Origin of the sequence: Janthinobacterium sp. CG_23.3, assembly GCF_046115965.1 — a bacterium.
Taxonomy (GTDB): Bacteria; Pseudomonadota; Gammaproteobacteria; order Burkholderiales; family Burkholderiaceae_D; genus Janthinobacterium.
In genome coordinates, this window is sequence record NZ_JBJXIB010000009.1 from 44,485 (window position 1) to 70,376 (window position 25,892).

The 25,892-nt window shown below is 62.1% G+C and carries 22 protein-coding genes and 1 pseudogene; 6 read left to right on the forward strand and 17 right to left on the reverse strand.

Translation table 11 applies throughout. The annotated features are described in order from the left end of the window. Positions 1–6 precede the first annotated feature (6 nt). From grpE to ACFDR9_RS04655, 7 genes are all read right to left on the reverse strand, one after another. Positions 7–534, reverse strand: a complete 528-nt coding sequence (grpE, locus tag ACFDR9_RS04625) for a nucleotide exchange factor GrpE (RefSeq protein WP_409030234.1) — start codon at positions 532–534, stop codon at positions 7–9. Positions 535–1,063: 529 nt separating this feature from the next. Next, a complete protein-coding gene (gene hemH, locus ACFDR9_RS04630) occupies positions 1,064–2,173 on the reverse strand; it encodes a ferrochelatase (RefSeq protein ID WP_409030235.1) in 1,110 nt (369 codons plus the stop codon). Between the two features lie 39 nt (positions 2,174–2,212). Continuing rightward, positions 2,213–3,745 carry an ATP-binding protein gene (locus ACFDR9_RS04635; protein ID WP_409030236.1) on the reverse strand — a complete coding sequence of 511 codons (1,533 nt, stop codon included), beginning with the start codon at positions 3,743–3,745 and terminating at the stop codon, positions 2,213–2,215. Continuing rightward, positions 3,742–4,692: a hypothetical protein gene (locus ACFDR9_RS04640; RefSeq protein WP_017879423.1), complete on the reverse strand. Its 951-nt coding sequence runs from the start codon at positions 4,690–4,692 to the stop codon at positions 3,742–3,744. The genes ACFDR9_RS04635 and ACFDR9_RS04640 overlap by 4 nt, the downstream gene beginning before the upstream one ends. After that, positions 4,693–7,125: a TonB-dependent receptor plug domain-containing protein gene (locus tag ACFDR9_RS04645; protein WP_409030237.1), complete on the reverse strand. Its 2,433-nt coding sequence runs from the start codon at positions 7,123–7,125 to the stop codon at positions 4,693–4,695. After that, a complete protein-coding gene (locus ACFDR9_RS04650; RefSeq protein WP_017879425.1) occupies positions 7,107–8,588 on the reverse strand; it encodes a PhoPQ-activated pathogenicity-related family protein in 1,482 nt (493 codons plus the stop codon). The genes ACFDR9_RS04645 and ACFDR9_RS04650 overlap by 19 nt, the downstream gene beginning before the upstream one ends. 74 nt (positions 8,589–8,662) lie before the next feature. Further along, positions 8,663–9,295 carry a response regulator transcription factor gene (locus ACFDR9_RS04655; protein WP_232429819.1) on the reverse strand — a complete coding sequence of 211 codons (633 nt, stop codon included), beginning with the start codon at positions 9,293–9,295 and terminating at the stop codon, positions 8,663–8,665. A 372-nt stretch (positions 9,296–9,667) separates the two neighbouring features. On the opposite strand from ACFDR9_RS04655, the gene ACFDR9_RS04660 reads away from it, so the two are divergent. Next, entirely contained in the window at positions 9,668–10,375 is a 708-nt protein-coding gene (locus tag ACFDR9_RS04660; RefSeq protein WP_409030238.1) for a hypothetical protein, read from the forward strand. A gap of 56 nt (positions 10,376–10,431) precedes the next feature. On the opposite strand, the gene recN is transcribed toward ACFDR9_RS04660, so the two are convergent. Continuing rightward, on the reverse strand, positions 10,432–12,099 hold the full coding sequence (recN, locus tag ACFDR9_RS04665; protein ID WP_409030239.1) for a DNA repair protein RecN: 1,668 nt from the start codon (positions 12,097–12,099) through the stop codon (positions 10,432–10,434). Between the two features lie 44 nt (positions 12,100–12,143). Continuing rightward, on the reverse strand, positions 12,144–13,046 hold the full coding sequence (locus tag ACFDR9_RS04670) for an NAD kinase (protein ID WP_017879429.1): 903 nt from the start codon (positions 13,044–13,046) through the stop codon (positions 12,144–12,146). Between the two features lie 457 nt (positions 13,047–13,503). Here ACFDR9_RS04670 and ACFDR9_RS04675 point away from each other — a divergent pair, with 457 nt between their 5' ends. The 4 genes from ACFDR9_RS04675 (at position 13,504) to gloA (ending at position 16,223) form a co-directional block, all read left to right on the forward strand. Beyond that, positions 13,504–13,767 carry a hypothetical protein gene (locus tag ACFDR9_RS04675; protein WP_409030240.1) on the forward strand — a complete coding sequence of 88 codons (264 nt, stop codon included), beginning with the start codon at positions 13,504–13,506 and terminating at the stop codon, positions 13,765–13,767. Positions 13,768–13,788: 21 nt separating this feature from the next. Further along, complete coding sequence (locus ACFDR9_RS04680) at positions 13,789–15,126, forward strand: PQQ-dependent sugar dehydrogenase (RefSeq protein ID WP_409030241.1); 1,338 nt, start codon at positions 13,789–13,791, stop codon at positions 15,124–15,126. Positions 15,127–15,221: 95 nt separating this feature from the next. Continuing rightward, positions 15,222–15,647 (forward strand): OsmC family protein, encoded by a 426-nt coding sequence (locus ACFDR9_RS04685; protein WP_017879432.1) that lies wholly within the window; start codon positions 15,222–15,224, stop codon positions 15,645–15,647. Positions 15,648–15,815: 168 nt separating this feature from the next. After that, positions 15,816–16,223, forward strand: a complete 408-nt coding sequence (gene gloA / locus ACFDR9_RS04690) for a lactoylglutathione lyase (protein ID WP_409030242.1) — start codon at positions 15,816–15,818, stop codon at positions 16,221–16,223. A 133-nt stretch (positions 16,224–16,356) separates the two neighbouring features. Here the strand turns inward: gloA and ACFDR9_RS04695 are convergent, their stop codons facing one another. The 5 genes from ACFDR9_RS04695 to ACFDR9_RS04715 all read right to left on the reverse strand — a co-directional run bounded on the left by ACFDR9_RS04695 (position 16,357) and on the right by ACFDR9_RS04715 (position 21,143). Further along, entirely contained in the window at positions 16,357–17,700 is a 1,344-nt protein-coding gene (locus tag ACFDR9_RS04695; RefSeq protein ID WP_409030243.1) for a TolC family outer membrane protein, read from the reverse strand. A gap of 110 nt (positions 17,701–17,810) precedes the next feature. Further along, positions 17,811–18,134, reverse strand: coding sequence for a rhodanese-like domain-containing protein (locus ACFDR9_RS04700; RefSeq protein ID WP_409030244.1), 324 nt, complete (start codon positions 18,132–18,134; stop codon positions 17,811–17,813). A gap of 10 nt (positions 18,135–18,144) precedes the next feature. Beyond that, entirely contained in the window at positions 18,145–18,798 is a 654-nt protein-coding gene (locus ACFDR9_RS04705) for a protein-L-isoaspartate O-methyltransferase (protein ID WP_017879436.1), read from the reverse strand. A gap of 161 nt (positions 18,799–18,959) precedes the next feature. Further along, complete coding sequence (locus tag ACFDR9_RS04710; protein WP_409030245.1) at positions 18,960–19,622, reverse strand: TetR/AcrR family transcriptional regulator; 663 nt, start codon at positions 19,620–19,622, stop codon at positions 18,960–18,962. A gap of 174 nt (positions 19,623–19,796) precedes the next feature. Beyond that, positions 19,797–21,143, reverse strand: a complete 1,347-nt coding sequence (locus ACFDR9_RS04715; protein WP_409030246.1) for an ISL3 family transposase — start codon at positions 21,141–21,143, stop codon at positions 19,797–19,799. A gap of 151 nt (positions 21,144–21,294) precedes the next feature. Between ACFDR9_RS04715 and ACFDR9_RS04720 the strand changes: the two are divergent. Further along, a pseudogene (locus tag ACFDR9_RS04720) lies at positions 21,295–21,904 on the forward strand (DDE-type integrase/transposase/recombinase); the annotation flags it as partial. Here the strand turns inward: ACFDR9_RS04720 and ACFDR9_RS04725 are convergent. The 3 genes from ACFDR9_RS04725 to ACFDR9_RS04735 all read right to left on the reverse strand — a co-directional run bounded on the left by ACFDR9_RS04725 (position 21,842) and on the right by ACFDR9_RS04735 (position 24,786). Continuing rightward, the gene (locus ACFDR9_RS04725; RefSeq protein WP_409030247.1) at positions 21,842–23,302 is read right to left on the reverse strand and encodes an aminotransferase class V-fold PLP-dependent enzyme; all 1,461 of its coding nucleotides are present in this window, start codon (positions 23,300–23,302) and stop codon (positions 21,842–21,844) included. The pseudogene ACFDR9_RS04720 and the gene ACFDR9_RS04725 overlap by 63 nt on opposite strands. Positions 23,303–23,413: 111 nt before the next feature. Further along, complete coding sequence (locus tag ACFDR9_RS04730; RefSeq protein WP_409030248.1) at positions 23,414–23,740, reverse strand: hypothetical protein; 327 nt, start codon at positions 23,738–23,740, stop codon at positions 23,414–23,416. 413 nt (positions 23,741–24,153) lie between these two features. Then, the gene (locus ACFDR9_RS04735; protein WP_409030249.1) at positions 24,154–24,786 is read right to left on the reverse strand and encodes a JmjC domain-containing protein; all 633 of its coding nucleotides are present in this window, start codon (positions 24,784–24,786) and stop codon (positions 24,154–24,156) included. Between the last annotated feature and the right edge of the window lie 1,106 nt (positions 24,787–25,892).

Genomic DNA, 25,892 nt, shown 5'->3' on the forward strand with positions numbered 1-25,892 from the left:
TTGTACTTATTTTGCTTGCGCGGTGGTGACGATGGCGGGACGCAGCAGGCGGTCCGCGATCATGTAACCCTTTTGCAACACTGCCACGACCGTATTGGCTTCCTGCTCCGCCGGCACCACGGCCACCGCCTGGTGCTTCATCGGATCGAGCTTGTCGCCCTGCGTCGGGACGATTTCCAGCAAGCGGTTTTTCTCGAACGCCGACGTCAATTGTTTCAACGTCATCTCGACGCCCTCTTTGAGCGACTCGATCGACGGCGTTTCCACCGTCAAGGCCATTTCCAGGCTGTCTTTGACCGGCACCATGGCCTCGGCGAAGCTCTCGACGGCGAATTTGTGCGCCTTGGCGACGTCTTCCTGGGCGCGGCGGCGGATGTTTTCACCATCGGCTTTGGCGCGCATGAAGGCGTCGTGCATTTCAGCAAGACGCGCTTCGGTGCTGGCCAGCTGCTCTTCCAGGGTCGGTTCGGCGGGAGTCGATGGCGCGGCCTCGGCCTGCGCATTAGGTACAGCTTGGTTTTCCTGATCTTGCATCTAAAAGACTCCTACAATCAATGACTTAAATTAGTTTGGCTTGACTTCTGTACGGCACTGTAGCCAGATGGGGATATATCCTACTGTTTCAAGGGGTATTACTGGCGAGCATTTTCGCCGCCCGCCCCTATCCCAACGTTACAAAACTTCGTCTGCCGGGATGTTTCCTTTTGCGCCAGAAGGTCTACTATGGATAAGGAAGACCCGCTGCGCGCCATGCAGCACCCCCTAATCCGGGAGCGCATCATGAAAACCTCCATCATCGCCGCGGCCGTCCTGGTCTACGCCGTCCTCACCACGGCGTGGATCTGCTATACCGAATTGACGCTGCCTTGACGCGGCCCGCTTTTCAGCGTGCTTCTCGGCGTGCTTTTCGGCGTGCTTTTCGGCTTGTTTGTCAGACAAGTTATTCCAACAGCCGGCTATTTTAACAGTGTCGCCGCCGCTCCCGCCACTGGCGCGATGCGCGCCGGCGCGCGGCGCCGGACGGTGTGGCGACAAAACCGCGCCGGCGCCGTCCGCTACCGGGCTAGTTGGCGGCGCCCAAGGCCAGCGCCGCCGCGCGGGCCGCCGCGCCGTCGCGGTTGTCGGCGTCGCGCTGGGCCGCCGTCTTCATGGTCGGCCAGCCTATCATGTGCTGCTCGGCGATTTCGGCCAGGCCGGCGATCCAGGCCGGCGTCTCGTTCAAGCAGGCGATGTAATGGAATTGCTTGCCGCCGGCGGCCTCGAAGTCGTGCTTGGCCTCCATCGCGATCTCTTCCAGCGTTTCCAGGCAGTCGCTGGTGAAGCCCGGGCACAGCAGGTCGACGCTGGCGACGCCGTCGCGCGCCAGTTGCTGCAGCGTCGGCGCGGTGTACGGCTGCAGCCACTCGGCCTTGCCGAAGCGCGACTGGAACGTCACCAGGTACTGTTGCGGCGCCAGGCGCAGCTTGGCGGCCAGCAGGCGCGCCGTCTTCAGGCACTGGCAATGGTAGGGGTCGCCCAACAGCAGGGTGCGCTTGGGCACGCCGTGGAAGCTCATCACCAGTTTTTGCCCGCGGCCGTGCGCCTCCCAGTGCGCCAGCACGCTATCGCGCAGGACGTCGATATAGGCGTCGTGGTCGTGGTAATTCTTAACGAAGCGCAACTCGGGCACGTTGCGCACCTGCGCGTAGTGCTCGAACACGGCGTCGTAGATCGAACCGGTGGTGGTGCCGGAGTATTGCGGATAGGCCGGCAGGATGGCGACGCGCTCGCAGCCGTCGGCCTTCAGCCTGGCCAGCACCTCGGGCAGCGACGGCGAACCGTAGCGCATCGCCATGGCGACGGTCAGGCCGTCGTGGCCGCGCTGGCCCAGCGCGCCGCGCAGCAACATGGCCTGCCGCTGCGTGTGCACCTTCAACGGCGAGCCGTCGCCGGTCCAGATGGACGCGTATTTTTTCGCCGACTGGCCCGAGCGGAACGGCAGGATAATCACATGCAGGATGCACCACCACAGCAGACGCGGAATTTCGACGACGCGGCGGTCCCACAGGAATTGCTTCAGATAGCGCCGCACCGCCGAGCGCGTCGGCGCGTCGGGCGTGCCCAGGTTCACCAGCACGACGGCGCTGCGGTCGACGTTGCCGTGTATAAAGGGGGGTTCTTTTAAGAAGGACATGGCGGGCTTCGCGAGGCGGTGAACGGGAATAGCACGCCATTATAGATAGGAATGCGGCGGCCCGTCCGGCAAAGACGCGGCGGCGGCGTCTTCCGTGCGCAGCGGCAACGTCAGCGTGATTTCGGTGCCCCGCCCCACGACGGAGGCGATGTCGATGCACCCGTCGACGCCCACCACGCGCTCGCGCATGCCGATCAGTCCGATGCCCTGGCTGGCGGCGCCGGCGTCGAAGCCGGCGCCGTTGTCGGCGATGGTAATTTGCAGGTTGTCGTCTTCCTCGATCAAGAACAGCGTTACCGTGGTCTTGCTCGCCCGCGCGTGCTTGACGACATTCGACAACGCCTCCTGGACCAGCCGGTAGGCGGCGATGGCCAGCGAACCGTCGAGCCGGCTGACGTCGCCGACGCACTGGAAGTTGAACTGGCCGACGCCGGCGCGGCCGTAATTGTTGACCATTTCCTCGACCGCGCCGTCCAGGCCGAGCATGTCGAGCACCTCCGGGCGCAGCCGCCTGACGATGTTGCGCGCGCTGGCGTACAGGTTCGACGTCAACTCGATGGTGGACTGCGCCCGCTCCTTGATTTCCTCGACGGCCGGGCTGTTGTCGGCGGCCGTCGCCAGCGCGAGGATGCGCTGCGAGTTCAGGCGCGCGGCGATCAGCGTGGCGTTGAGCTCGTCGTGGATTTCAATGGCGATGCTCTTGCGCTCGTCCTCGACGGCGGAATTGACTTTTTGGATCAGCTTGCGTTTTTCGGCGTCCGATTTCAAGGCTTCGTTGCGCGACTTCAACAGGTCGCGGGTCCGCGCCTGCACCTTGTTTTCCAGGTTCTGCTTCGACTGGCTCAAGCCGACCGCCATGGCGTTGATCGACGCTTGCAAATCGCCGATTTCGCCGCCCGTCGTCACCCGCACCTGCACCTGGTAGTGGCCGGCCATGATGGCGCGCACGGCGCAAATGGTGGACGCCAGCGGCCTGCTGAGTATGCGCCGCAGATACAGCGCGAAGCCGACCGTTGCCACCAGCACGCACAGGGTGATGATGGATTCGACGACGAGACGGTGGCGCTGCCTGGCCTGCAGGCTGGACGGCGACATCGTGACCCGCACATAGCCGATGACGTCGGCGCGCACCACCTTCGGCGGGCCTTCGGCAATGCCGGACACGTGCGGGCCGCCGTCCGAATAGTCGCTGATGGCCAGGGTCTGCTTGTTGATGGGCGCCTCGCACACCACGTCGCCGGCCGCGCGGCGCACATTGGTGGCCAGGTGCAGGCGCGCGCTGCGTTGCGCGTTGAGGATCTCGATCCGGTAAATATCGCTGTCGGCCTTGACCAGGCCGTTGACGATGCGCCGCAGATCGCCGGCGTTGCCGGACACCACGCCGTATTCGGCGCTGTCGGCCAGGGCCGTGGCGATCACGCGGCCGCGCTCGTCGAGTTCCTCGGCCACCTCCGACAGGCGCGCCTGGTAGGAGCACAGCACGACCGTCAGGAACATCATGACGACCGGCAAAATCGTGATCAGGACCAGGCGCGCGCCGATGCCCCAGTTTTTCCAGCCGACGGGCCTCATGGCTGCCGCGCCGGCGGTTTGCGCGACAGGCGCCGGGCCTTCTCGTTGACCACCAGGTTCAGCGACTCGGCCACGTCGTCGTTGACGATGACGCTGTAATATTTCGCGTACTGCGGCTCGGGCACTTTTCCGGTGCCGTCGACTTCGCCGATCAGCTCTTCGATCTGGGCGTGGATGTCGTCGTTGTCGGAATAGATCGAGGCGAGCGCGCCGGCCTTGACCAGGCCCGCCGAAAAACCGATCACGGACTGGTTGTGGCGATAGCTGGTCATCAGGATGTTGCGGATATTCTCGGGGTTGTAGAGGGCGCCGTCGGGCATCACCAGCAGGGTCGGCACGTCGGCGATGCGGTTCAGCACACGGTTCAGCTTGCTTCCGGCGGCGAAGTGCTCGATGCGCAGCGTGCTGCCGGCCTGGACGGCGGCGCGCTGCAGCAGCGGTTCCAGGTAGCTGGTCTTGTCGCTCAAAATGACCGCCACCGTCACCGCTTGTTTATACAGCAGCGTGATGAGCCGCAACTGCAGCGCCGGCGACGGCTCGGCGTAGATCGCCGTGACGGCGGCGGCGCGCGGCCCGGGCGCGGCGTCGAGAATGCCGCGGTAGGCCAGGCCGGAGGTGTACACGGCGATGATGACGCCGTCGACGTTTTGCTGCAGCAGCGCGCGCAAGGCCGCCGGTCCGACCGCGATGTAGATGGCGCCGCTTTTCGCCTGGCGTTTGCCGGCGTCCGTCGACACCTGCGCCGCCGGCATGGCCTTGCTCAACGCGGCAACGATGCCGCGGGTGCTCTCGCTGTCGTCCGACACGGCAATGTGGACGGCGTGGTTGTGCGGCGCGGCGGCCCCGGCGGCGCCGCCGCAGAGCGGCGCCAGCGCCAGCACGATGCCGCCTAGCGCCGCTGCGCCCCGCGCGGCGCTTTTATATAGGCGGCGTAGACGGATCGGCATTCAAAAACCGACCGTCAGCGAAAAGACGTATTGCATGCCGTCGTCGTAACGGCTTTCGCGGATTTTGCCGATGTCGTCGAAGTAGGCGGCGCCGCGATGGCGCAGGCGCGATACCGAGAGGGACGGCGTGACGGTGGTGTCTTTTTCGATCCGGAAGGATTTTGACAAGACCAGGTCGGTGCGGCCGTAGGGCGTCTGCCCCTGCGTGCGCTCGCCATAGCCGTAGTATCCCAGCGCGTAGCGCCAGCCGCCGCGCAGCGTGCGGGCCAGGCCGACGGCGCCGCTGTGGCGGGCGTACTGGGTTCGTTCATACACGGTCGAGGCGTGGTTGTTGAGGTAGGAATAGGCGGCAAACATGCTCCAGTTGTCGGCGGGGACATAGTTCAATTGCATCTCCAGGCCGCTGAGCCTGGCCGAGTTGTCGTTGGTCGGCAGAAACGAGGCGCTCTGTAGCTTTTCGGAAATCAAGCCGGTCAGCTTGTCGTCGAACAGCTTGGCGTCGACCAGCACGCCGTAGTGCGGAAAATTGCCCAGGTAGCCGATTTCCTTCGAGACGATCTTTTCGCCGCTCAGCTTGGCCGGCGAGATGGCGTTGCGGTAGAAGCGGCCCGTGACGGCGCCGTTCAGCGGCGCGCTGAAGTTGCTCGCCGGGTAGCTCCAGTCGGCGCGCTGCTCCAGCATGTCGGGCATGCGCACCGCCCTCGACAGCACGAAGCGCATGCTGCTGTGGGCGTCGAGGTGGACGTTCAGCGCGATGCGCGGGGAAAACGCCGAGCCGGTTAACGTGTTCTTCTCCAGGAAGCCGCCGGCGTTGACGTTCAGGGCGGCGCCCGGCTTGTATTCGACGTTGGAGAAGGCGCGCCAGGTGGTGTTGTCGACCCTGCCGGCGAGATAGGTGTCGGACACCGCGTTGTCGCGGCGCACGCCGACGCCATTGACCATCCTCAAGGCGCTGGAAACAATCGCGATGTCCTGGAATTCGACGTCGGAGCGCACCTCGGACAAGTCCTGGTTGCTGTCGACGCAGATTTTTTCGCGCGCCTGCGCGCCCAGCGCGCGGATGGCCGCGCGCGCGGCCGCCGCCAAGCTATCCTCGGCGGCGTTGCCGGACGGCGCGACGCGCCCCGCCAGCACCTCGTTCGCATACACCGGATTGGCGCGGCTCAACCGGTACAGCTCCGGCAGCAGCGCCACGCTGGGCACGCAGCTGCGCCAGGCCTGGCCCCGGCTTTGTTTCGTCACGTACGCTTGCACCTGCACCGCGTGGTGATCGGTCAGGTTGTTTTTCCATGTCGCGCTGACGGAATAGTCGCGCACCCGAATGTCCGGGAAGCGTATCTGGCTGGCGTCGACGAATTCCATCTGGTTGACGCCCTGCACCACGGACGCTTGCAGGTCGAGCGTTTCATCGTCCGAGAGGGTGGTCAGCGCGCGCAGGTTCAGGCGCGCCAGGCGGCTGGTGTCGTGGCCGGCGCGCATCGTCGACGCATAATCGAAGCCCTTGTCGCCCAGGTGCTCCGCCGTCACCCGGTAGGCGGTGCGCTCGCCGAGCCTGCCGCCGTAGCGCGCCATGGCGCCGAATTCCTGCAGCGTGCCGCCGTTGGCGCGCAGCAGCGCGCCGTCGGCCTCGCTCGGATGCTTGGTGATGATGTTTACGATCGCCAACATGGAATTGGCCCCGTAGGACGCGCTGTTGGGGCCGCGGATCACTTCGATTTTCTCGATGTCCTCCAGCACCACCGGCAGCGCGTTCCAGTCGACCAGCGCGATGCGCAGGCCGTACACGGACATGCCGTCGACCAGCACGTTCATGCGCCTGGGAACGAGGATGTTGGTGCCGTGGTAGTTGATGCGGTAGTCGCTGCCGGTGACCCGCGTCACCGCCATTCCCGGCACCAGCCGGAGCGCGTCGGGGATGCTGCGAATGCCGAATTTTTTCAGCATGTCGGCGGTGATGATGGTGACGCTGCCCGGCACGTCGACCAGCGACTGGCGCAGGCGCGTCGGCGTCAGCACCATTGGAATGTCGCTGCCGATATCCGCTTCCGCGGCCAGGGCGGCGCAGGGCCACGCGGCGGCCAGCGCCGCCGGCGCGGCGATCAATACTGCGGTTCGCAGGGAAAATGGCATATTAGTAGCAGTCCAGGGTACCAGCCGATGGCCGGTTGGAGGAAGGGGGATGGCGGGCCGCGGCGGGGGGGGGGGGGGGGGGGGGGGGGAGAGAGGGGGGGGGGGGGGGGGGGGGGGGGCGGGGCCCCCCAGTCTCGAAGGGGGGGTGGGGTTGTGGAGGGGGATGTCAGGGGGTGGGAGGGGAGGGGGGAAACAGATGGAGATGAACAGCAAGGAACGACCGGAGGGGGGGGCCCCCCCCCCCCCCCCCCCCGCCAGCCCCCCCCCCCCCCCCCCCCCGGCCGTTACGGCAGGATGTCGCAACCGGCCCCCGGGCTTGGCGGGGCGCTATCCGGGTAGGCTTTTTCCGGGGAAATGTAGACCGGCGTGCTGGCCGTGAAGCCGTCGGCGAAATGCGCTTCGACGAAGGTCGCGCCCCAACCTTGCGCCGGTTTGTCGATCGGCGTGCGCAGTTCGCGTTCGTCCTGCTCCATCTCGATGCTGCTGGCGACATAGCGGATGCCGCAGGCATAGCGGAAATCGCGCGACAGCGGATTGTGCGCGACCCACTTCACCAGCCGCACCGGCGCTTCGGAAAAGCGCACGTTCAGGATGCTGGCGCCATCCTCGTGGTCGACTTCGGCGAGCAGCTTGGGCATCCTGACGGCGTGCTGCAGACGGTTGGTGAAGGGCACCAGCGAATCCTCGGTAAAGCCCTTGATGCCGTAGTGGTTGCTGTTCGGCGCCACGCGCAAGGTCTTGACGCCTGGAAGCTTATCGAAATACAGCCTGGCGTTGTCGGGCGTGAAGAAATCGTCGCCGCTGGCGTTGACGATGTATTTTGGTATGGCAAGACGGTGCGCGTAGGACGTGTTCAAATAGCGCAAGGGATCTTCGATATCCATCAGCTTGCGGAACTCTTTCGTCTGCAGGCGCTCCATGATCCCTTCGTTGACATACGGGGTCAGCGCCAGCGGCCAATGGCCGCCATACACCTTGAAGGTGTGTTCCAGCATCCTCTTCGTGTTCAGGCCGTCGAACACGAACGGCACGATGGCGTCGACGCGGCGGTCGACGATCGCCGTGTGCCAGGCGGCCCAGCCGCGCTTCGAGGTGCCCGCCGCGATGAAGCGGCGCACGCCCCAGCGGCGCAGCTCGATTTCCGCCAGGTCCATGGTTTTTACGGCGGCCGCCATCATCGGCACGTGCAGCGAGGCGTAGGGGCGCGCTTCCGGGGCGTCCAGGAATAGTTTCCAGCTGTGGGCGACGCTGTCGTCCTCCCGTCTGCCGCGGGTATCGTTTTCATACGTCAGGTATTGATTCGGCACATTGCTGACGGAAATGACGATGGTGCGGGTTTTTTGCGCGACCGAGCGCAAGACTTGCTCGGGAAAGTCGGTCGGCGCCTGGCCGGGAACGCTTTCCCCGGCGTTGACGCCGTTATTGATGACCAGCAGCGCGCGCTGCGACAGCGCGTTTTCCGGGATGAAAATTTCCACCTCATGCGACCATCTCGCCGGGGTGACAACAAAACCGGGCGTCCAGTTCTGCGACTCCAGCTTGTACGCGCGTTTCTCGACGCCCTCGGTGACGCTGCTGCCCGAGTGGCTGTACTGCAGCGGCAGGTTGGCCTGTTCCTTGCGGTAGCAGGCCAGCACGTCGCTGAAGTCGGTGCGCCGCCCGTCCAGGCATTCGCCCGGGCCGGACTTGTCGGCGGCGGCGTGCGCGGCGGTGCAGGAACTCGCGGCAAAGACCAGCGCGCAAACCAAGCTGAGATTATTTTTCATTGCGGACTTTATAGAGAAGGGATCGGGTGGGCAAAAGCTGTCGCCGCCTTCCGCGGCGAAGCGGAAGGCGGCATTCAGGGCGTGAGTAGTTCGTGTTTGATCGCCAGGCGGGCGATGTCGGCCATGCGCGTCATGCCCAGCGCCTCTTTGACCGCCTGGCTGAGGTTGCTGATGGTCTTCGGCGACAGTTTGAGTTGCTCCGCCATTTCGAGATTGGTCATGCCCTTGGCCATCAGGATGAAGACGTCGAACTCGCGTTCGTCGAGCAGCGACTGCGGCGAATAATCGCCGCGTACCGACAGATTGGCCAAACGCTCGGCGATCAAGGGCAAGAAATACAGGCCGCCTTCATGCGCGCGCGTCACCGCGTTGGCCAGGTCGGCAGGATCGCAGTCCTTGGTGAGGAAGGCGCGCGCGCCGATCTTGTAGCTTTCCTTGATCAGGCTATCCTGGTCGAACTGGCTGAGGAAAATGATCCTGGCGCCCGGATGCGCTTTGAGCACCTCCTTGGCGGCGTCGATCCCGGTGGCGCCGTCGCCGAAGCGAATGTCCAGCATCAGCACGTCCGGCAGTAATTCGGTATACTTGCAAATGGCTTCGCGCGGCGTTTTGACCTGCCCCACCACCTCGATGCCAAAACTGGCCAGCGCCACCGCAAACCCCGACATGACGATCGGATGGTCGTCGGCCAGTAGTACTCTGATCACCGCTTTTGTTTCTACACTCACCGCACGCCCTCCACGTTTTAAATTCTAAAAAGCTACATTTTGCGAGCACGAACAATGCCAGCATCTGGCAATATTTGTACGTCTAAACAGCAACTTATTGATGCAAATCAATATGTCTATAGCAATGATACTTAAAAATAAATGTTCTTGAATTATTCATCTGTAAAGCACTAGAAGGGCCGCGCCTGTGGGCGGCAATGAGGCGGCATTCAGCTGCGGCGGCCGGCCGCCGGGGATGCTTTTTAGGAGTGGCGGGCGACTAGGCGGCCCGATCGATTTTTCACTGCGAACCTGGGCGACCATGACAATTACACTTAATCAATACGAAGCCCGGGCGCGCAGGGTGGGTTTATGATTCAGGGATACATTCTGGATGAAAACAAGGTGCCGCTCCCCTGCGCCGACGTGGCACGCTGGGCGCGCTGGATGGGGCAGGAGCCGGCGGCGCACCGCGTGGCCCGCGATGAAACCGAGCGCTACCTGGTCAGCACCGTTTTCCTCGGCATCGACCAGCACCGCGCTTTCGGCGAGGGCGAGCCGATGCTGTTTGAGACGACGGTATGGTTTGCCGACGGCGAGCGCGCCGACTCGCAGCGCTACCAGTGCTGGAACGAGGCCGTTGCCGGCCACGCGCGCGTGAGCACGACGCTGGCGATGAATATAGCCAGCGCCGACGCCGCCGCGGCGGCCGCGCTGCGCGCCATGGTGGGCCGCCGCTGCGAGGTCAATGAAAGCGCTGAAACGGCTGGCGTTGTCGACGCCGCCGATGTGGGCGAGCGCATTGACGGCGCCGAGCGCGCCGCCGCCGCCGCCGGCGCCGCCGCCGTCGACGGCCGCGTGCCGATCTGGATCATTTACGACCATCCGGCCGACTATCCGCACTGTTTCGTGGCGCGCAAATTTTTGTACGACGGCGCGTCGACGGCCACCGAGACGGTATTGACGGCGACCTCGCTGACGCTGATCCGGCGAAACGTCATCAACGCCATGCCGCACGTGCCCAACTGCCTGGAACGCGCCCCCGGCGACGACGCCGTCATCGTCGAATGCTGGGTGTAAAGCCGGGTCTGGCTGTAGGGCCCTCAAGTTACTTGGCTACGGCCGCCAACTTAAGCTCAGGAGGCCAGCAGTTCGCGCGCGTGCTTGCGCGTGGTGGCGGTGATCTCCAACCCGCCCAGCATGCGCGCCACCTCCTCCACCCGCGCCTTGGCGTCGAGGATGTCGATGCGCGAGGCCGTCTTGCCGCTCGCCAAAGTGCTTTTCGCCACCTGGAAGTGCTGGTTGGCCTGGCTGGCCACTTGCGGCAAATGCGTCACGCACAGCACCTGGCGCTCCCGCCCCAGGCGTTTCAGCAGGCGCCCGACCACTTCGGCCACGGCGCCGCCGATGCCGCTGTCGACTTCGTCGAAGATCAAGGTCGGGGTGGTCGTCGCGTTCGAGGTGATAACGGAAATGGCCAGCGCGATGCGCGCCAGTTCGCCGCCCGAGGCCACCTTCGCCAGCGGCCGCGGCGCCGTGCCGGCGTGGCCGGCGACGAGGAATTCCACCTGCTCCAGGCCGCTGCTGCTCGGCTCGCACGGGTTCAGCGCCACCTCGAAGCTGCCGCCGCCCATGCTCAACTCCTGCATCGCGCGGGTGACGGCGCCGCCCAGCTCCAGCGCGGCGACGCGCCGCGTCAGCGACAGCTTACCGGCCTGCTCCAGGTACAGCGCCATGATTTGTTCCTCTTGCCGGCGCAAGCCCTCGATGTCGCTGGCCTCGGCCAGTTGCTGCAACTTCGACGACAGTTTGGCGTGCTCGTCGGGCAGCTCCTCCGGCGTGACGCGGAACTTGCGCGCCATGCCGTGGATCGCTTCCATGCGCGCGTCGAGCCGGCGCAGGCGCTCCGGGTCGAGTTCGACCCGGTCCAGGTAGTCGTTCAGCGCGTACACCGATTCCTGCAACTGGATGCGCGCCGATTCGATCAGGTCGATCACCGGTTGCAGGCCGGCGTCGACCGACACCAGCTTGCCCAACTTCTGGTTCAGCAGCGACAGTTGCGACAGGATCGGTTGGTCTTCCTGCTCGGAAATGACGGCCAGCGTGTCCTGCGCGCCCTCGAGCAGGCTGGCGGCGTGCGACAGGCGGCTGTGCTCGTTGGTAATCTCGGTCCACTCGCCCGGCTTGGCGCCGAGCTTTTCCAGCTCGCCGACCTGCCATTCCAGCCGCTCGCGCTCGTACAGCACGTTGGCGGCGTTGGTTTCGAACTCCTCGCGCTGGCGCACCAGCGCGCGCCAGTTCTTGTACAGGCCGGCGACCGCGCGCACGCCGGCCTCGGCGCCGCCCTCGCGGCTGACGGCCTGGGCGTCGAGCAGCGCGCGCTGCGCCTCGCTTTTCAGCAGCGACTGGTGGGCGTGCTGGCCGTGGATGTCGACCAGCATGTCGCCCAACTCGCGCAACTGCGCCGCCGTCGCCGCGATGCCGTTGATGTAGGCCTTGCTGCGCCCGGCGTTGTCGATCACCCGGCGCAGCAGCGCGCCGCCCTCGTCGCTGGCGAACTCGTTGGCCGCAAGCCAGGCCTGGGCCTGGGCGCCGACGCCGAAGTCGGCCGTGATGTCGGCCTTGGCGGCGCCTTCGCGCACCACGCTGGCGTCGCCGCGCCCGCCCAGCGCCAGCGTCAGCGCGTCGATCAGGATCGACTTGCCGGCGCCGGTCTCCCCTGTCAGCACGCTAAAGCCGGCGGAAAATTCCAGTTCAATCGAATCGACAATGACGAAATCGCGGATAGACAATGTGCGGAGCATGGGCGGCTTGGGCTCTTTATAAGGGGTAAATGGGTGGGGACGGGCTAGTGCAGCTTGCCCTCGCCCGACGGGTACTCGTTCCAGTGCAGCTTTTCGCGCAGCGTGTCGTAGTAGCTCCAGCCTTGCGGGTGCAGGAAGGTAATGGCGTGCGGCGAGCGGGTAATGACGATGCGGTCGTTCTGCACCAGGCTGGCGAAGGTTTGCATGTCGAAGTTGACGCTGATGTCGCGCCCGCGCACCACCTGCACCTCGATGCGGCTGGTGTCGGGCAGCACGATGGGCCGGTTCGACAGCGCGTGCGGGGCGATCGGCACCATGACGATACCGCCCAGGCTGGGGTGTAGCAGCGGCCCGCCGGCCGACAGCGCGTAGGCGGTCGAGCCGGTCGGCGTGGAGATGATCAGCCCGTCCGAGCGCTGGTTGTACATGAAGTGGCCGTCGACGTCGACGCGCAGCTCGGCCATGCCGGCGCCGGCGCCGCGCGCGACGACGACGTCGTTGACCGCCATGCCGGTGTGGATCACCACGCCGTCGCGCAGCACGCTGCCTTCGAGCAGGGTGCGGCGCTCGGCCTTGTACTTGCCGTTCAGAATGTCGGCCAGCACCGGCAGCATGCGGTCGAGCGGAATGTCGGTCATGAAGCCGAGCCGGCCCTGGTTGATGCCGATCAGCGGCACGCCGTACGGCGCCAACTGGCGCGCCATGCCCAGCATGGTGCCGTCGCCGCCCATGACGATGGCGGCATCGGCGGCGCCGCCGATTTCGGCCGCGCTCATCGCCGCCACGCCCGGGAAGGACAGGTGGGCCGCGGTCTCGGCCTCGAACACGACGCGCTGGCCGAGGCCGCGCAGGAAGTCGATCAGCGTCTGCACCGACTCCTCGATGCCGTCGGTATGCTGGCGCACGACCAGCGCGATGGTGTTGTACTTGGCAGGCGTGACGGGCATAGGGATCTCAAAAATGATTGCTGGTGGAAATATTTAGATAAAGTAGCATATCATGCAACCTTGCTAAAGCTAAAAGCCGAATTCCGCACCACCGGCGCCGCCCCTGTCGGGGACGGCGACCGCGCGCAAGCGCGTCTACGCATCAACATACTGTATATATACACAGTATATGGCGGACGGCGCCCGGCTGCAAGTGGCGCGCAACGACTCCTGCAAAAAAATGGCGGGAGCAAGCAGAGTATGGCAAAAGTGGCCGCTGCGGGCGGGATTTTTTTAGCCATGCCCAACGGCGCGGCCGAGCCGGGGCCAGCGCCTCGGGGTCTGCCCCCGGAACGACGCCCCAGGTTTGCGCCGCCGCAGCGACGCCGCAGGCAAAAAACCAATTGCGCGACTGCGGTGGAGTCATTTCGCTAATATCGGGTTTCAGCTTTCATCAACCGACCAACAAGGCAGCCCGATGAACAACACCGAAGACCGCAAGGTCAACACCACGCAGCCGGTCCACAAGGACGCCGGCAAACGCCTGCCGCACGAGCGCGACGAATCGCCCGGCGCGCCCGACGCCAAGCCGCGCGACGTCATGAAACAGGCCGCGAGCGACCTCGAACGGGGCCTGGTCGACACCGACTTGCATGGCCAGCGCGGCGTCGAGAAAGTGGCCCCGGCCGAACCGCGGCAAGCGCTACCCGATCCCAAGCTGCACCCCAAACCGGCCCGCTGAGCCCCCGTCGAAAGAGCCGCCATGACAAAGCCGCCCACCCGCCCAACCCGATGCGCGCCACTACTGCTGGCGCTGTGCGCGCTGTGCGGCGGCGCCGCCGCCCAGAGCGGCGCGGCGATGCCGCCCGGTTTCGGCCCGAACCCGGCGCTGCCGCCGCCGCGGCAGTCGCTGATCCCGACCATTAACGTCGCACCCGCCCAGCCCTGGCAGGGCGACGCCAAGCCGGTTGTCCCGCCCGGCTTCGCCATCGGCGCCTACGCGCGCCACCTGGAGCATCCGCGCTGGCTGTACGTGCTGCCGAACGGCGACGTGCTGGTGGCGGAAACCAACGCACCGCCCAAGCCGGACGACGCCAAGGGCATCAAGGGCGCCATCATGAAGTTCCAGATGAAAAAGGCCGGCGCGGCCGGTGGCAGCGCCAACCGCATCACGCTGCTGCGCGACATCGACGCGAACGGCGTCGCCAAGACCCGCACCGTGTTCCTGCAGGGCTTGAACTCGCCGTTCGGCATGGCGCTGGTCGGCCAGGACTTGTACGTCGCCAACGCCGACGCGTTGCTTCGCTTCCCTTACCAGGAAGGCCAGACGGCAATCGAGGCGCCGGGCGTGAAGGTGATGGACTTGCCGGGCGGACCGATCAACCACCACTGGACCAAAAACGTCGTCGCCAGCCCGGACGGCGCCTTTCTGTACGTGTCGGTCGGGTCGAACAGCAACGTCGGCGAGCGCGGCGTCGAGGCCGAGGCCGGCCGCGCCGCGATCTGGCAACTGGAACGCGCCAGCGGCAAGGCGCGCGTGTTCGCCAGCGGCTTGCGCAACCCGGTCGGCATGGCGTGGCAAGCGCATGGCGGCGCGCTGTGGACCTCGGTCAACGAGCGCGACGAGCTGGGCGACGACCTGGTGCCGGACTATATGACCTCGGTCAAGGACGGCGCCTTCTACGGCTGGCCGTACAGCTATTTCGGCCAGCACGCCGACGCCCGCGTGAAGCCGCCGCGGCCCGACTTGGTGGCGCGGGCCATTGCGCCGGACTACGCGCTGGGCGCGCACACGGCGTCGCTGGGCCTGGCGTTTTACGACGGCAAGCTGTTTCCGGCCACCTACCAGGGCGGCGCCTTCGTCGGCCAACATGGCTCGTGGAACCGCAAGCCGCACAGCGGCTACAAGGTGATCTTCGTCCCGTTCGCCGACGGCCAGCCGTCCGGACCGCCGCAAGACTTCGTCGCCGGCTTCCTCGACAACGACGGCGTGGCGCGCGGCCGGCCGGTTGGCGTGGCGGTCGACCACGCCGGCGCGCTGCTGCTGGCCGACGACGTCGGCAACGTCGTCTGGCGCGTCACGCCGACCGCGCCGCGGTAACGGCGGGCCGCGTCGGGCTTTTTGTGTGCGACATCGTACAGAAGCGGCAGTTGAACCGGCGCATGATGAATTCTTAATAAGAACAGGAGCACATCGTGAAAAAATCAGGAACGGCTGTCTGGAGTGGCGGCCTAAAAGAGGGTAAAGGGAGTATCTCCACCGAAAGCGGCGCGCTGGACAACGTCCAATACGGCTTCAATACCCGTTTTGAACAGGGTCCCGGCAGCAATCCGGAGGAACTGATCGGCGCGGCCCACGCGGCCTGCTTCACGATGGCGCTGTCGGGCCAGCTGGGCGAAGCGGGCATGACGGCCAAACGCCTGATGACCACCGCCACCGTCACCCTCGACAAGGGGGACGACGGCTACGCGATCACCGAGGTGCACCTGAACCTGGTGGCGACGATACCCGGCGCCGACCAGGCCGCGTTCGAAGCGGCGGCGCTGCGCGCCAAGCTGGGCTGCCCCGTGTCGAAGCTGCTCAACACCCACATCACGCTCGACGCCCGCCTGGAAAACTAAGGCGCCGGCAGCGAACCGGGTCAGACCCTCGGGGTCTGACCCGGCTTTCGCCCTTGGTTTGCATGGGCAACCGCGCTGACGCGGAAACGGCCGGCTGCCGGCCCCGGCAAGGAATCGGCAAAGCGCATAGAATCCTGGTCTCCAGCCACTACACCACCAAGGATTACGATGCGCATTCTGCACACCATGCTACGGGTCGGCGACCTCCAGCGCTCGATCGACTTCTACACCGCCGTGCTTGGCATGAAGTTGCTGCGCACCAGCGACAACCCGGAATACCAGTACACGCTGGCCTTCGTCGGCTACGGCGCCAACCCGGACCACGCGGAACTGGAACTGACCTACAACTACGGCGTGCACAGCTATGACATCGGCAGCGCCTACGGCCACGTGGCGATTTCGGCCGACGACATTTACCAAGCCTGCGCGGCGGCCAAGGCAAACGGCGGCAACGTCACGCGCGAACCCGGCCCGGTCAAGGGCGGCAACACCGTAATCGCCTTCATCACCGACCCGGACGGCTACAAAATCGAGCTGATCGAGCGCAAGTTCGACGGCCAGGGCGCCGGGTTGTAAATAGCGACGAATGTACTCGCACCGCGAGCGGTTGGTCGGCTTAGCGCGCAGCGCGTAAGCCGACGGAGCCGACCCGGCGCACGCATGTCGAGTGCATCGGCGGCACCGCCGTTCGGGTGCCGCCGCGCTGCGCTTAGTGCTGCAGCAAGCTGTTGACGGTCGCCAGGTCGGCTTGCTTCAAGGTGCCGGCGGCCGACTTCAGGCGCAGGCCGTTGATGATGGTGTCGTAGCGCGCCTTCGACAAGTCTTTCTGCGTCGCAAACAGCTGCTTCTGCGCATTCAGGACGTCGATGTTGATGCGGACGCCAACCTGGTAGCCCAGCTTGTTCGACTCCAGCGCCGACTTGCTCGACACCTCGGCCGCCTCCAGCGCCCGCACCTGCGCCAGGCCGCTGTTGACGCCCAGGTAAGCCTGGCGCGCGCCCTGCGACGCGGTGCGGCGCGCCGTCTCCAGGTCGTTGCGCGCCTTGTCTTCCAGCGCAATCGATTCGCGCACCTTGCTGGTCACGGCGAAGCCGCTGAACAAGGGCACGTTCCACTGCACGCCAATGGCGTTGTTGTTGGTGCGGCCGGTGCCGGTGGTGTTGCTGCGGCTGGCGTTGGCCACCAGGTCGACGGTCGGGTAGTGGCCGGCGCGGTTGCGCTCGATGTCGCGCTTGGCCGACTCCAACGCCAGTTGGGCGGTGACGACGCCATAGTTCTGCTCCTCGGCCGAGGCGATCCACGGCTCCACGGCGGCCGGCTGCGGCGCGCCGATGCCCACGCCGGCGCGCATCGGCGCCAGCGCGGCCGGCGCCTCGCCGATGATGGTTTGCAAGGCCGCGCGCTTGTTGTCCAGGTCGTTAATTGCCGCGAACTCCTGCGCCACCACCAAATCGTACGCCGCCTGCGCCTCGTGCGTGTCGGTGATGGTCTGGGTGCCGACTTCGAAGTTGCGCTTGGCCGACGCCAGTTGCTCGGTCGTCGCGGTTTTCTGCGACTGGGTCGCGCCCAGGTTGTCCTGCGCCGTCAGCACGTCGAAATACGCCTGCGCCACGCGGGTGATCAAGTCCTGCTGCACCTGCGCGAACTGGGCTTCGGCGGCGGCCTGCGCCAGCTTGCTTTGCTGGTATTGCTGCCAGTTGGCCCAGCGGAACAGCGGCTGCGACAGCGTCAGGTTGTAGGTGTTGGTGGTGTTGTCGGTGTTCCTGCCGGTGACCAGGGTGTCGCCGAACAAACCCTCTTGCATCTGACCTTCGTTGAACGGCGAAAAGTCGCCATTCGAACGGGTGTGGCTGCCGCTCAGCCCGACGTTCGGCAGCAAGCCGGCGCGCCCCTGCGGAACCCGTTCCCGACCCGCGGCAAGCGCGGCGCGGGCGCTGGCGTACTGCGCGTCGTTGGCCAAAGCCTGCTGATACACCTGGTTGAGGTCGGCCGCCTGTGCTGAGAGCGAAACAAAAGCGCTGGCAATCAGCACGGCGATAAGGGGTTTCCGCATTACATTTCTCCGTTGGAGTCGTCAAAAAAGGTTATTGAATCACAGCTACAACTCTGGCTTGTCCACCGGGCATTGCGCCGCCGCGACCGGGGCCGGGCGGCGTTCCGGCCTCAATACTTGGGCATCGCGGCGTCGACCTGCGCCGCCCAGGCGTGCACGCCGCCGGTCAGATTGCTCACGTGGGCAAAACCGTTGCGCTCCAGGAAAGCCGCAACTTGCATGCTGCGCGCGCCGTGGTGGCAAATGCAAACGATGTGCGCATCCTCGTCGAGATCGTCGATACGGGCAGGAATCGTGTTCATCGGCATCAGGGTCGAACCCTCGATACGGCAGGTCTCGAATTCCCAGTTCTCGCGCACGTCCAACAGGAACGGGCGCGGACGGGCGGCGTCACCCAGCCAGGCGGCGAGTTCGGGGGCGCTGACGTAGTCCATGGCGGCCCGCTTAAAACTTGAACTGCGACGGCGTCGTCGCCAACACCAGCGGCTTGACACTGGTCTCGAACAGCTTGACGGTATCGTAGGCGCTGTCGGAGACGCGCGTGATCAGGTGCGCCGACATCACCGGCGCGTCGCCGATGATGGCCAGGATGCGCCCGCCCACCTTCACCTGCTGCATGAACGTCTCCGGCAGCACCGGCACGCTGGCCGAAATGACGATGACGTCGAACGGGGCGCCGTTGGCCCAGCCCTGCGCGCCGTTGCCCAGTTCCACCGTGACATTGCCGACGCCGTTGGCGGCCAAGTTTTTTTCCGCCAGCGCCTTCAGCTCGGGCAACACCTCGACGCTCGTTACATGCCGGCCCTTGAAGGCCAGCAACGCGGCCATATAGCCGGAGCCGGTGCCGATTTCCAACACGTTCTCGTGCTTTTTCAAGCCGACTTCCTGCAGGATGCGCGCCTCCAGCTTCGGCGTGAACATCGCCTCGCCGCCCGGCAGCGGGATGTCGGTGTCGACGAACGCCAGGTTCTTATACGCGGCCGGCACGAAATCTTCGCGCTTGACGACCGTCAACAGGTCCAGCACGTCCGGGTCGAGCACGTCCCAAGGACGGATCTGCTGTTCGATCATATTGAAGCGGGCTTGTTCGATGTTCATCTTTGGACTCGGTGAGAAAAATAATAATCCGCCATTTTATCGCTGAACTGACTTGCAGCACATGTTAATGACAAAGCCGGCCGATCGCAGCAATTTGCGACGATCTGCAGTTTGGCGGGTGTGAACATTAGGAAAACGGCAACCAGACGGTCGCGCCGCCCTCACGGCGCGGGGGCCGCGGCGGCGGCGTCGGGCAACAAGCCGCGCAAACTGACGTCGATGAACGCGGCCATATAGGCTTCCGCGTCGATGCTCTTCATGTCGCACGGCAAATACGAGTTCTTCCACATCATCAACATGATCACCGGCGCGCTCAGGATCGAGGTCATCAACGTCGGATCGACCGGGCGAAATTCGCCGGAAACGATGCCGCGCTCGAGCACCCGGGCGATCAGCGCGCAGCCTCGCGTTACCACCTCCTCGTTGTAGAACGCGGCCAGTTCGGGGAAGTTGCCAGACTCGGCCATTATCAACTTGGTGATGCCGGCGAGCCGGGTGGCGCCGATGTACTCCCACCACGCCATCAGGATCGAACGCAGCAGCGCGGCGCTGGCCTCGTCCGAGGCGGCGGCCAGGTTGTCCTCGGCCTGGCCGATGACCTGGACGATGTTCTCCCGCACCACCGCCTTGAACAAGTCCTCCTTGTTTTCGAAATACAGGTACAGCGTGCCCTTCGAGACGCCGGCGCGCTTGGCGACGTCCTCCAGCCGGGTCGAGGCGAAGCCGCGCTCGACGAACAGGTCCAGCGCGGCGGCGATCAGCTCCTGCGGACGGGCATCCTTGCGCCGCTCCCAGCGCGGCTTGGTGTCATTCGGTACTTCCATATGCGTCTATCCAGTTACTTACTCTTGAGTCATTAATATAGACGCACGCGTGCCCAGCGTCAAGCCGGCGCTGCGCGTTGCGCGACGCATCGTTGGACGACACATCCTTTTGCACGGGCGACACATCCGTTTGCACGCGACGACACAACTGCTTGCACTGTAAACCGAAGGGCTCTATGCCGTTTTGTATGGAACTTGACGCCCGTTCCGATATTGGGTAGCGCCGTGTGTGCGTGATACGGCGGAACGCAAGGGATTCTGCGGCAGGTGCTGGAGCTTGGACATGCGCAGGTAGGCGATGGCGACGAAGTTCTTGACGGTGCGGAAGCCCCTGGCGGCGGTTTTGGTTTGCTGTAGCAAGCCGTTCATGGCTTCGACGTAGGCGTTGCTTCTTCCGTCAAGCATGCCGCGCACGACGCCGGGCAAGCGGCCCTTGAGGGTGTTGGCGAGCTTTTTGAACGGCTCAAGCCGGCAGCGCCTGGCCCAGGAGATCCAGCCCTGCAAAGCCGCTTTGGCGGTTGCCTCGCAGTTGCCGCTCACACCCTGCGCATACACGTCGCGCAGGGCCTGCTTCAGGCGCCAAGCCCGGGCGCTGCGCAGGTTCGAACGCTGCAGGTGGTACATCGTGTTCATTTGGTTCTTGTTCCAGTCGGAAGGATTCTTGCGCATGCTCCACACCATGCCCTTGACGGCCTTGATGTCCGTTCCCAGCGCCGCGCGCACTACGCGCGGCCGGCTCTGCATTTCCTCGCGCCGCACCGCGTCCATCGCCTCGTTCGCCAGAGCGATGACATGAAAGCGGTCATAGCTGATCTGGGCCTGCGGCAACGCTTCGGTGACGCCCTTCGTGTACGCCGCGCTCATGTCCATGCAGACGTGTTCGATCCGGTCCGGGTCGCCGCCGTGCGCCACCACCTCGGCCTTGAAGTCGGCGACGGTGTCGTGCTTGCGCCCGGGCGTCATGAACAGCAGGCGTTTGGCCTCCAGATCGTGCACGACGGTGACGTATTCGTGGCCGCGTTTGACACTCGTTTCATCGATCCCGACCACCTTGATCCCTGCCATCACATCGCGGGCGCGCGCGATCTCGACGTAGTGTTCGATCCGCCGCCACAAGCGCTTCGACGCCACCCTCAATTGTGTTGCCGCCTGCGCAACCGGCAGCGACTGGCACAGCGACAGGGCCAGCGCTTCGAACAGCAGGGTGAAGCCGCTGCCGGGGCGCGCCCACGGCACTTCAACGAGCGAGGTCTTGCCGCAGGCGCTGCAATCGACCCGCGGCACCTCGGCGTGCAACCATGCCTCGAACTGGAAGAAATCGAGATGGCGCCTGTCGCGGCGGATGCGGTCGTGGACTCCTTGCCCGCTCACGCCGCAGGCCGGACACGGCAGCTTCTTCGCGTCGCACGCCACCTCGAAGTCAATCCGCCGCTTGGCAGTATCGAGCTCGACTTTGGTCACCGACCACGGCGCTTGCAGGCCCAGCGCGCTTGTAAACAGGGCTTCAACGGCAATACTCATCAGGCGTTCTTCGTCTTCAAAATGGCAGTGCCCGATATGGTACTAGAAGTCAAGTTCCACACGAAACGGGACAGAGCCCCGAGGCGGGGCACGACTGCTCAAACGCGAGGGCATGGCGCGAATGGAGGCTGAAGGGTAAACAATCACGGCCAAGAAGACCTTCAAGGACTGAGCCAGGCTTCCATCACGTCGATATCATGTACCTGCCGCAGATGCCTGACGAGACCTCATGGCGCTATTTGTTCGTGGCTATCGATCGCGCCACGCGGTGGGTTCGCCTGCATATCTACGGCGACATGACTGAACGTAGCAGCGTTGATTTCCTGCGCCGTTTGAAGCTCGCGTCGCCGATCAAGATCGCCAAAATCCTGACCGACAACGGCTCGCAGTTTACCGATCGTTCTGCTACCAAAGACAAGAAGCCCAGCGACAACTACGCCTTCGACAAAGCCTGCACTGGCATGGAGATCGAGCACCGCCGGGCGCCGCCTCGCCATTCTCAAACCAACGGTATGGTGGAGCGCTTCAATGGCCGGATCAGTGAACTGATCGCGCAGACCCGCTTCGATAGCGGGTCTGATCTGGAGGCCACCTTGCTCAACTATCTCAAGCTTTACAACCATCACATTCCGCAGCGAGCTATCGGCTCAACGCCACCAATTCAGGCGCTCAAGGAATGGCAGAAGCGCAAGCCTGAGCTATTCGGCAAACGCGTCTATGACCAGGCGGGACTGGACAGCCAGGAACTCTTTCGAAAGTAACCTCATCGCCTCGATCAAATTATCGACATCTGCATCCGAAATCCAAAGTGGTGTAGAAACTCGTATCGCGAAACGCTTGGCTTTTTCGGTGGGTAGTGTAACCACCTTCACTTGCATTCCGAATCTGTCTCGTAGCTGATCAGAAAACGAGGTGTACATATTCCCTTGGAGCGCGAATGGCGAATCAACAAACGGATCAAACGATGTGATGCCAGATAGCAACTCAGCATCAAGCGAGGAGCGGAGACTCTTTTCGCCCCAAACCCGTACGATCTCGGACTTCAGGTAACCGCCAAGGGCTAGTGAATACGCCTCGATTTTGCTCTGCCCTATATCTTCCCATACAGCGCATGAGGCCAAGAGTGAATCAAACTTCGAATTCGCGGACGCAACAGTATAACTTATTTCATTGCCAAAACTCGAATTCTCTCGCTTAGGCCGTGCGATATCGCGATCCGCCGCCGATATCCAGAGAGCAGATGCTCGAGGATTACGGATTACTGCCCCTGTCAGACTCGGCCCACACTGCCACTTATGCCCGCACGTCGCCAAGAAATCGATATCCAGTTCGGAAAAATCAATTGATGCCATTCCCATTAAATGCGCGGCGTCGCAGAATGACACCAACCCGTGTTTTCGTGAGATTTCAGCCATGCGACGAATTGGGAGCATGACTCCGGTTTGATAAGTTGGGGACGACCAAACCAGTGCGCCAAGAGTACGCTTAGGCATTCGGTAGCGCCGAATCTGTTTATCCACTGATGCAGCAATTTCTTCAGCAGAAATACCAGGAGACGTTGGCAGTACTATTTTCACCAATTGGACTTTGAAAATGAACTCTATTGATTTTAGTCCGGCAACGATATTAGGGTGTTCATGATCGGTGTAGAAAATGACATCGCCGCTTCGCCAGGACAGTCCAGTCAGCGCGTGCATGAAACCTTCAGTTGCGCCGTTGACAAGGGCAATATCATCGACCGACGCACCAAGTAAGCTACCAACTTGCGAACGCTGTTCAATAAGTGCGGTATAGCTGCCTTTGCTACTTGATATTTTACGTTGAAGCTTATCTAAAGCGATCTGCGGAGCTATCGTTCCAGCATCTACATTAAAGGTGGTAAAGGAACCGTAGCGGACGAAGGATTCCTCAATTGATTTCCAAAAGGAATGATCCGTAATAAGATTGGTAGCACTTGTGACCTGCTGGCTTATCATTGCCTGCCCGGCCGCTACTGCGTTTCGACCGCAAGCAAAAGCTCCACCTACGATTGCGCTTCCAGCTCCAATCGACAAGTACCGAAGAAATTCCCTCCGCCCATTTTTCGGGCTCGGCATATTCGCGATACTTGTAGAGAGACTGTAGCCAGAGACACCATCTTCTTTTTTATCATTACTCATCTGTTAATCTTTCATAATTAAGTCAACCTTGAGCGCATTGACGGACCCGCTAAAATAGTAGCCGAAATCTTATTATTCCATTCAGCACTTATCGTCATGGTAAGCGACAGATTACCAATTGCCCCGAGAAATTAAAAATTGCGCGCATGTCGCAGCAAGTCCGAGCATGAATCCTGAAAAACCTATATTGTCGAAAAAAATATAAGCTGTTACAAAACCTATAATTGAAGACAAGAATAAAAATATGATGAACTTACGTTGCGCCGACTGCGCCGGCGCACTCATTTTTAGCTTGGCCGCCGCGTTCATTTGCCCGTACATTGAAAAAAGCGCAGCAGTGCAAAGCCCGATAGTCGCCACGAAAAAAAAATCGCTATCCAGCAAAAAACCTATGAGCGCCAATGCTAGCATCGAGCCGTATACAGTGAAAAAACTCATCTTTTTATATCTATGCATAAGAATAAAAATCTAGCAACTAGGCATAAAACTATCGCCGTCTTCGTATGTCCTGTTAACATAATTGGAACAACCCAAAGATGCCAATGTCCCAGCTAAGCCCCCAATCACAGGATTACCAGATAGCCCGGTAACTATTCCACCCACCCCAGTTCCAAAGAGGAAGCATGAAACAAACGTTCCGGAATTCCAAACTAATCTTTCAGTTCCGGACGAGTCAAAGAGCTTAAGTGTTGTGCTTCCCCCTATTTCCAAATTACTAGTCATGTGGAAGCCAGCCGGCAAATCAAAGGTAACCGATTCCTCTCCAGCAGTTCCGTCACATGCAAAGGTCGTAATCGCTGTGTTATCCAACTCATATGCATTTCCTGCCAATACTCTCATCAATTTCTCCTTTATTTAAAAATACCGCTAAAATCCACGAAAGGTTTTTCGCCTATGGATATCTTGACGGCACTCATGTATTCTCGAAAAGATTCTTTGGCCGCACACTCTCGCGCCAGCAGAGCACATACCGCCAGAATATCGTTATCTTCAACGTCACTTAATACCATGGATTGCCGGAAAATCTCTTTTTGCGGCATCTTGTTGCCTAAAACCCACTTGATATAATCATGTATTTTGGGGGTGTGGACGCCAGTTGCCACATGTAACGATGATTTTCCCGATATGGGGCTAACTTTATGCCACCACCCACGTGGCACATAAAGCGCGTCGCCCGCATTTAATACGCCGTCGAAGACAATCTCGCTCCCGGCAGGGACGTCCTTAATTACCTCCTTATGAGCGCTTATGGGAATATTCACAGTTGGACGATAGACAGTCCAATGCTTCGATCCGATTAGTTGCAAGGCAAAAACACAGTGCGCATCAAAGTGCATTCCGAAAGTCCCGCCCCCTCCCTTCGTAGCGTATGCATTCCCAACCGTTGCGTACCCAATGAAATCTGAGACACTGCGACAAAGTTCGGCAACATGCTTGCTCGATTTGTCGAATCGATTTATCACCATCGAGCCTCCGTCATTCATCAACGCAACAATTTTTTCCTTATTAAAATTATGTATCAACTCATCATTAACCTGAGAGCCACGCTGGAAATCCTGGCGAGGGACTGGGCCATCATGAAAGAATCGAACAGTACCAAGCGCGGGTTCAATTGAAAAAAATCATTTGCGAAATCAGGCCAATCATACGACTCGGTATCAATAACAGATTCCATGAAAAGCATGTTTTTCTCAAAATAATTCTCAAGAAAGCTATTCGAATCAATATCAAATTTTACCACTCTTATAAAACCTTTCACATGTGGATAATTGCACGCCCCGGCCATTCTGAGTCACCTGCAAATCGATCGGCCATTAATTTCTAACTCCGTTTTCGCACTAACTACTTAGCAGCGCCTGTTCGTCCGAACATAAAGCTAGCCTTCATCGTGCTGTCAATATAATGTTATTGATAGACGCTTTTTTCTTCGCTATGAGGTTAAATCCAGCAGCCGAGTGACTGCCGCGCGCAGTCCACATCCGCTCACCTGTCATTTTAATTTAATTTTTTTCGTGAAATCTCTCGAATTGTTGCGCATTTATTATTGTTGCAAATTTATTACCTTTCAGATAATTTGTTGTGCTCAGTCATTAGTTGTTCAGTTTCGTGTGATCATGTTCTTTGTCGTCCTCGGCCGATGGTCGGGACAACAAAGGACGATGCTAGCGACGGGAAGGCGGTATGCACTTCCACCTGCAGACCGTACTCCGCGCAGAAGGCTCGGATCTGATCCTGGCAGCTTAATGCGTGGGCTTCCATTGCAGGATTTTTGACGCCCGTGCTCGATGTCGTTACGAAGTGGCGGACGAAGATCCCCTCTGCAACTGCGCAGCGTGCCGTCACAATTATCAATACCAGGCAGCACGTGGAATCCTTGCCGAACGAGCTTCCCACGACCAGCGAATGGCCTTTGCGTATCAGGCCCTGCAGTACCGTGATTACCGCTTCCTGAACGGATTGAGCCTGCTTAGAGCCGCTAACACAAGTCGTCTACGCCCCCTGTGCCAATATAACTTGAGACACCTACCCGATTAATTTAAAGTACAGCGGTAGGTTCCAACATGCACAACCGAAAGCATCAAATTAGCAG

Excerpts from the sequence above, each read along its gene's own strand:
- ACFDR9_RS04715 (WP_409030246.1), bottom strand. The coding sequence starts at position 21,143 with ATGAGTATTGCCGTTGAAGCCCTGTTTACAAGCGCGCTGGGCCTGCAA.
- gloA (WP_409030242.1), top strand. The coding sequence starts at position 15,816 with ATGCGCATTCTGCACACCATGCTACGGGTCGGCGACCTCCAGCGCTCG.
- ACFDR9_RS04710 (WP_409030245.1), bottom strand. The coding sequence starts at position 19,622 with ATGGAAGTACCGAATGACACCAAGCCGCGCTGGGAGCGGCGCAAGGAT.
- ACFDR9_RS04735 (WP_409030249.1), bottom strand. The coding sequence starts at position 24,786 with ATGAATGACGGAGGCTCGATGGTGATAAATCGATTCGACAAATCGAGC.
- grpE (WP_409030234.1), bottom strand. The coding sequence starts at position 534 with ATGCAAGATCAGGAAAACCAAGCTGTACCTAATGCGCAGGCCGAGGCC.
- recN (WP_409030239.1), bottom strand. The coding sequence starts at position 12,099 with ATGCTCCGCACATTGTCTATCCGCGATTTCGTCATTGTCGATTCGATT.
- ACFDR9_RS04670 (WP_017879429.1), bottom strand. The coding sequence starts at position 13,046 with ATGCCCGTCACGCCTGCCAAGTACAACACCATCGCGCTGGTCGTGCGC.
- ACFDR9_RS04660 (WP_409030238.1), top strand. The coding sequence starts at position 9,668 with ATGATTCAGGGATACATTCTGGATGAAAACAAGGTGCCGCTCCCCTGC.
- ACFDR9_RS04705 (WP_017879436.1), bottom strand. The coding sequence starts at position 18,798 with ATGAACATCGAACAAGCCCGCTTCAATATGATCGAACAGCAGATCCGT.
- ACFDR9_RS04640 (WP_017879423.1), bottom strand. The coding sequence starts at position 4,692 with ATGCCGATCCGTCTACGCCGCCTATATAAAAGCGCCGCGCGGGGCGCA.
- ACFDR9_RS04635 (WP_409030236.1), bottom strand. The coding sequence starts at position 3,745 with ATGAGGCCCGTCGGCTGGAAAAACTGGGGCATCGGCGCGCGCCTGGTC.
- ACFDR9_RS04725 (WP_409030247.1), bottom strand. The coding sequence starts at position 23,302 with ATGAGTAATGATAAAAAAGAAGATGGTGTCTCTGGCTACAGTCTCTCT.
- ACFDR9_RS04650 (WP_017879425.1), bottom strand. The coding sequence starts at position 8,588 with ATGAAAAATAATCTCAGCTTGGTTTGCGCGCTGGTCTTTGCCGCGAGT.
- ACFDR9_RS04675 (WP_409030240.1), top strand. The coding sequence starts at position 13,504 with ATGAACAACACCGAAGACCGCAAGGTCAACACCACGCAGCCGGTCCAC.
- ACFDR9_RS04680 (WP_409030241.1), top strand. The coding sequence starts at position 13,789 with ATGACAAAGCCGCCCACCCGCCCAACCCGATGCGCGCCACTACTGCTG.
- ACFDR9_RS04695 (WP_409030243.1), bottom strand. The coding sequence starts at position 17,700 with ATGCGGAAACCCCTTATCGCCGTGCTGATTGCCAGCGCTTTTGTTTCG.
- ACFDR9_RS04700 (WP_409030244.1), bottom strand. The coding sequence starts at position 18,134 with ATGGACTACGTCAGCGCCCCCGAACTCGCCGCCTGGCTGGGTGACGCC.
- hemH (WP_409030235.1), bottom strand. The coding sequence starts at position 2,173 with ATGTCCTTCTTAAAAGAACCCCCCTTTATACACGGCAACGTCGACCGC.
- ACFDR9_RS04730 (WP_409030248.1), bottom strand. The coding sequence starts at position 23,740 with ATGAGTTTTTTCACTGTATACGGCTCGATGCTAGCATTGGCGCTCATA.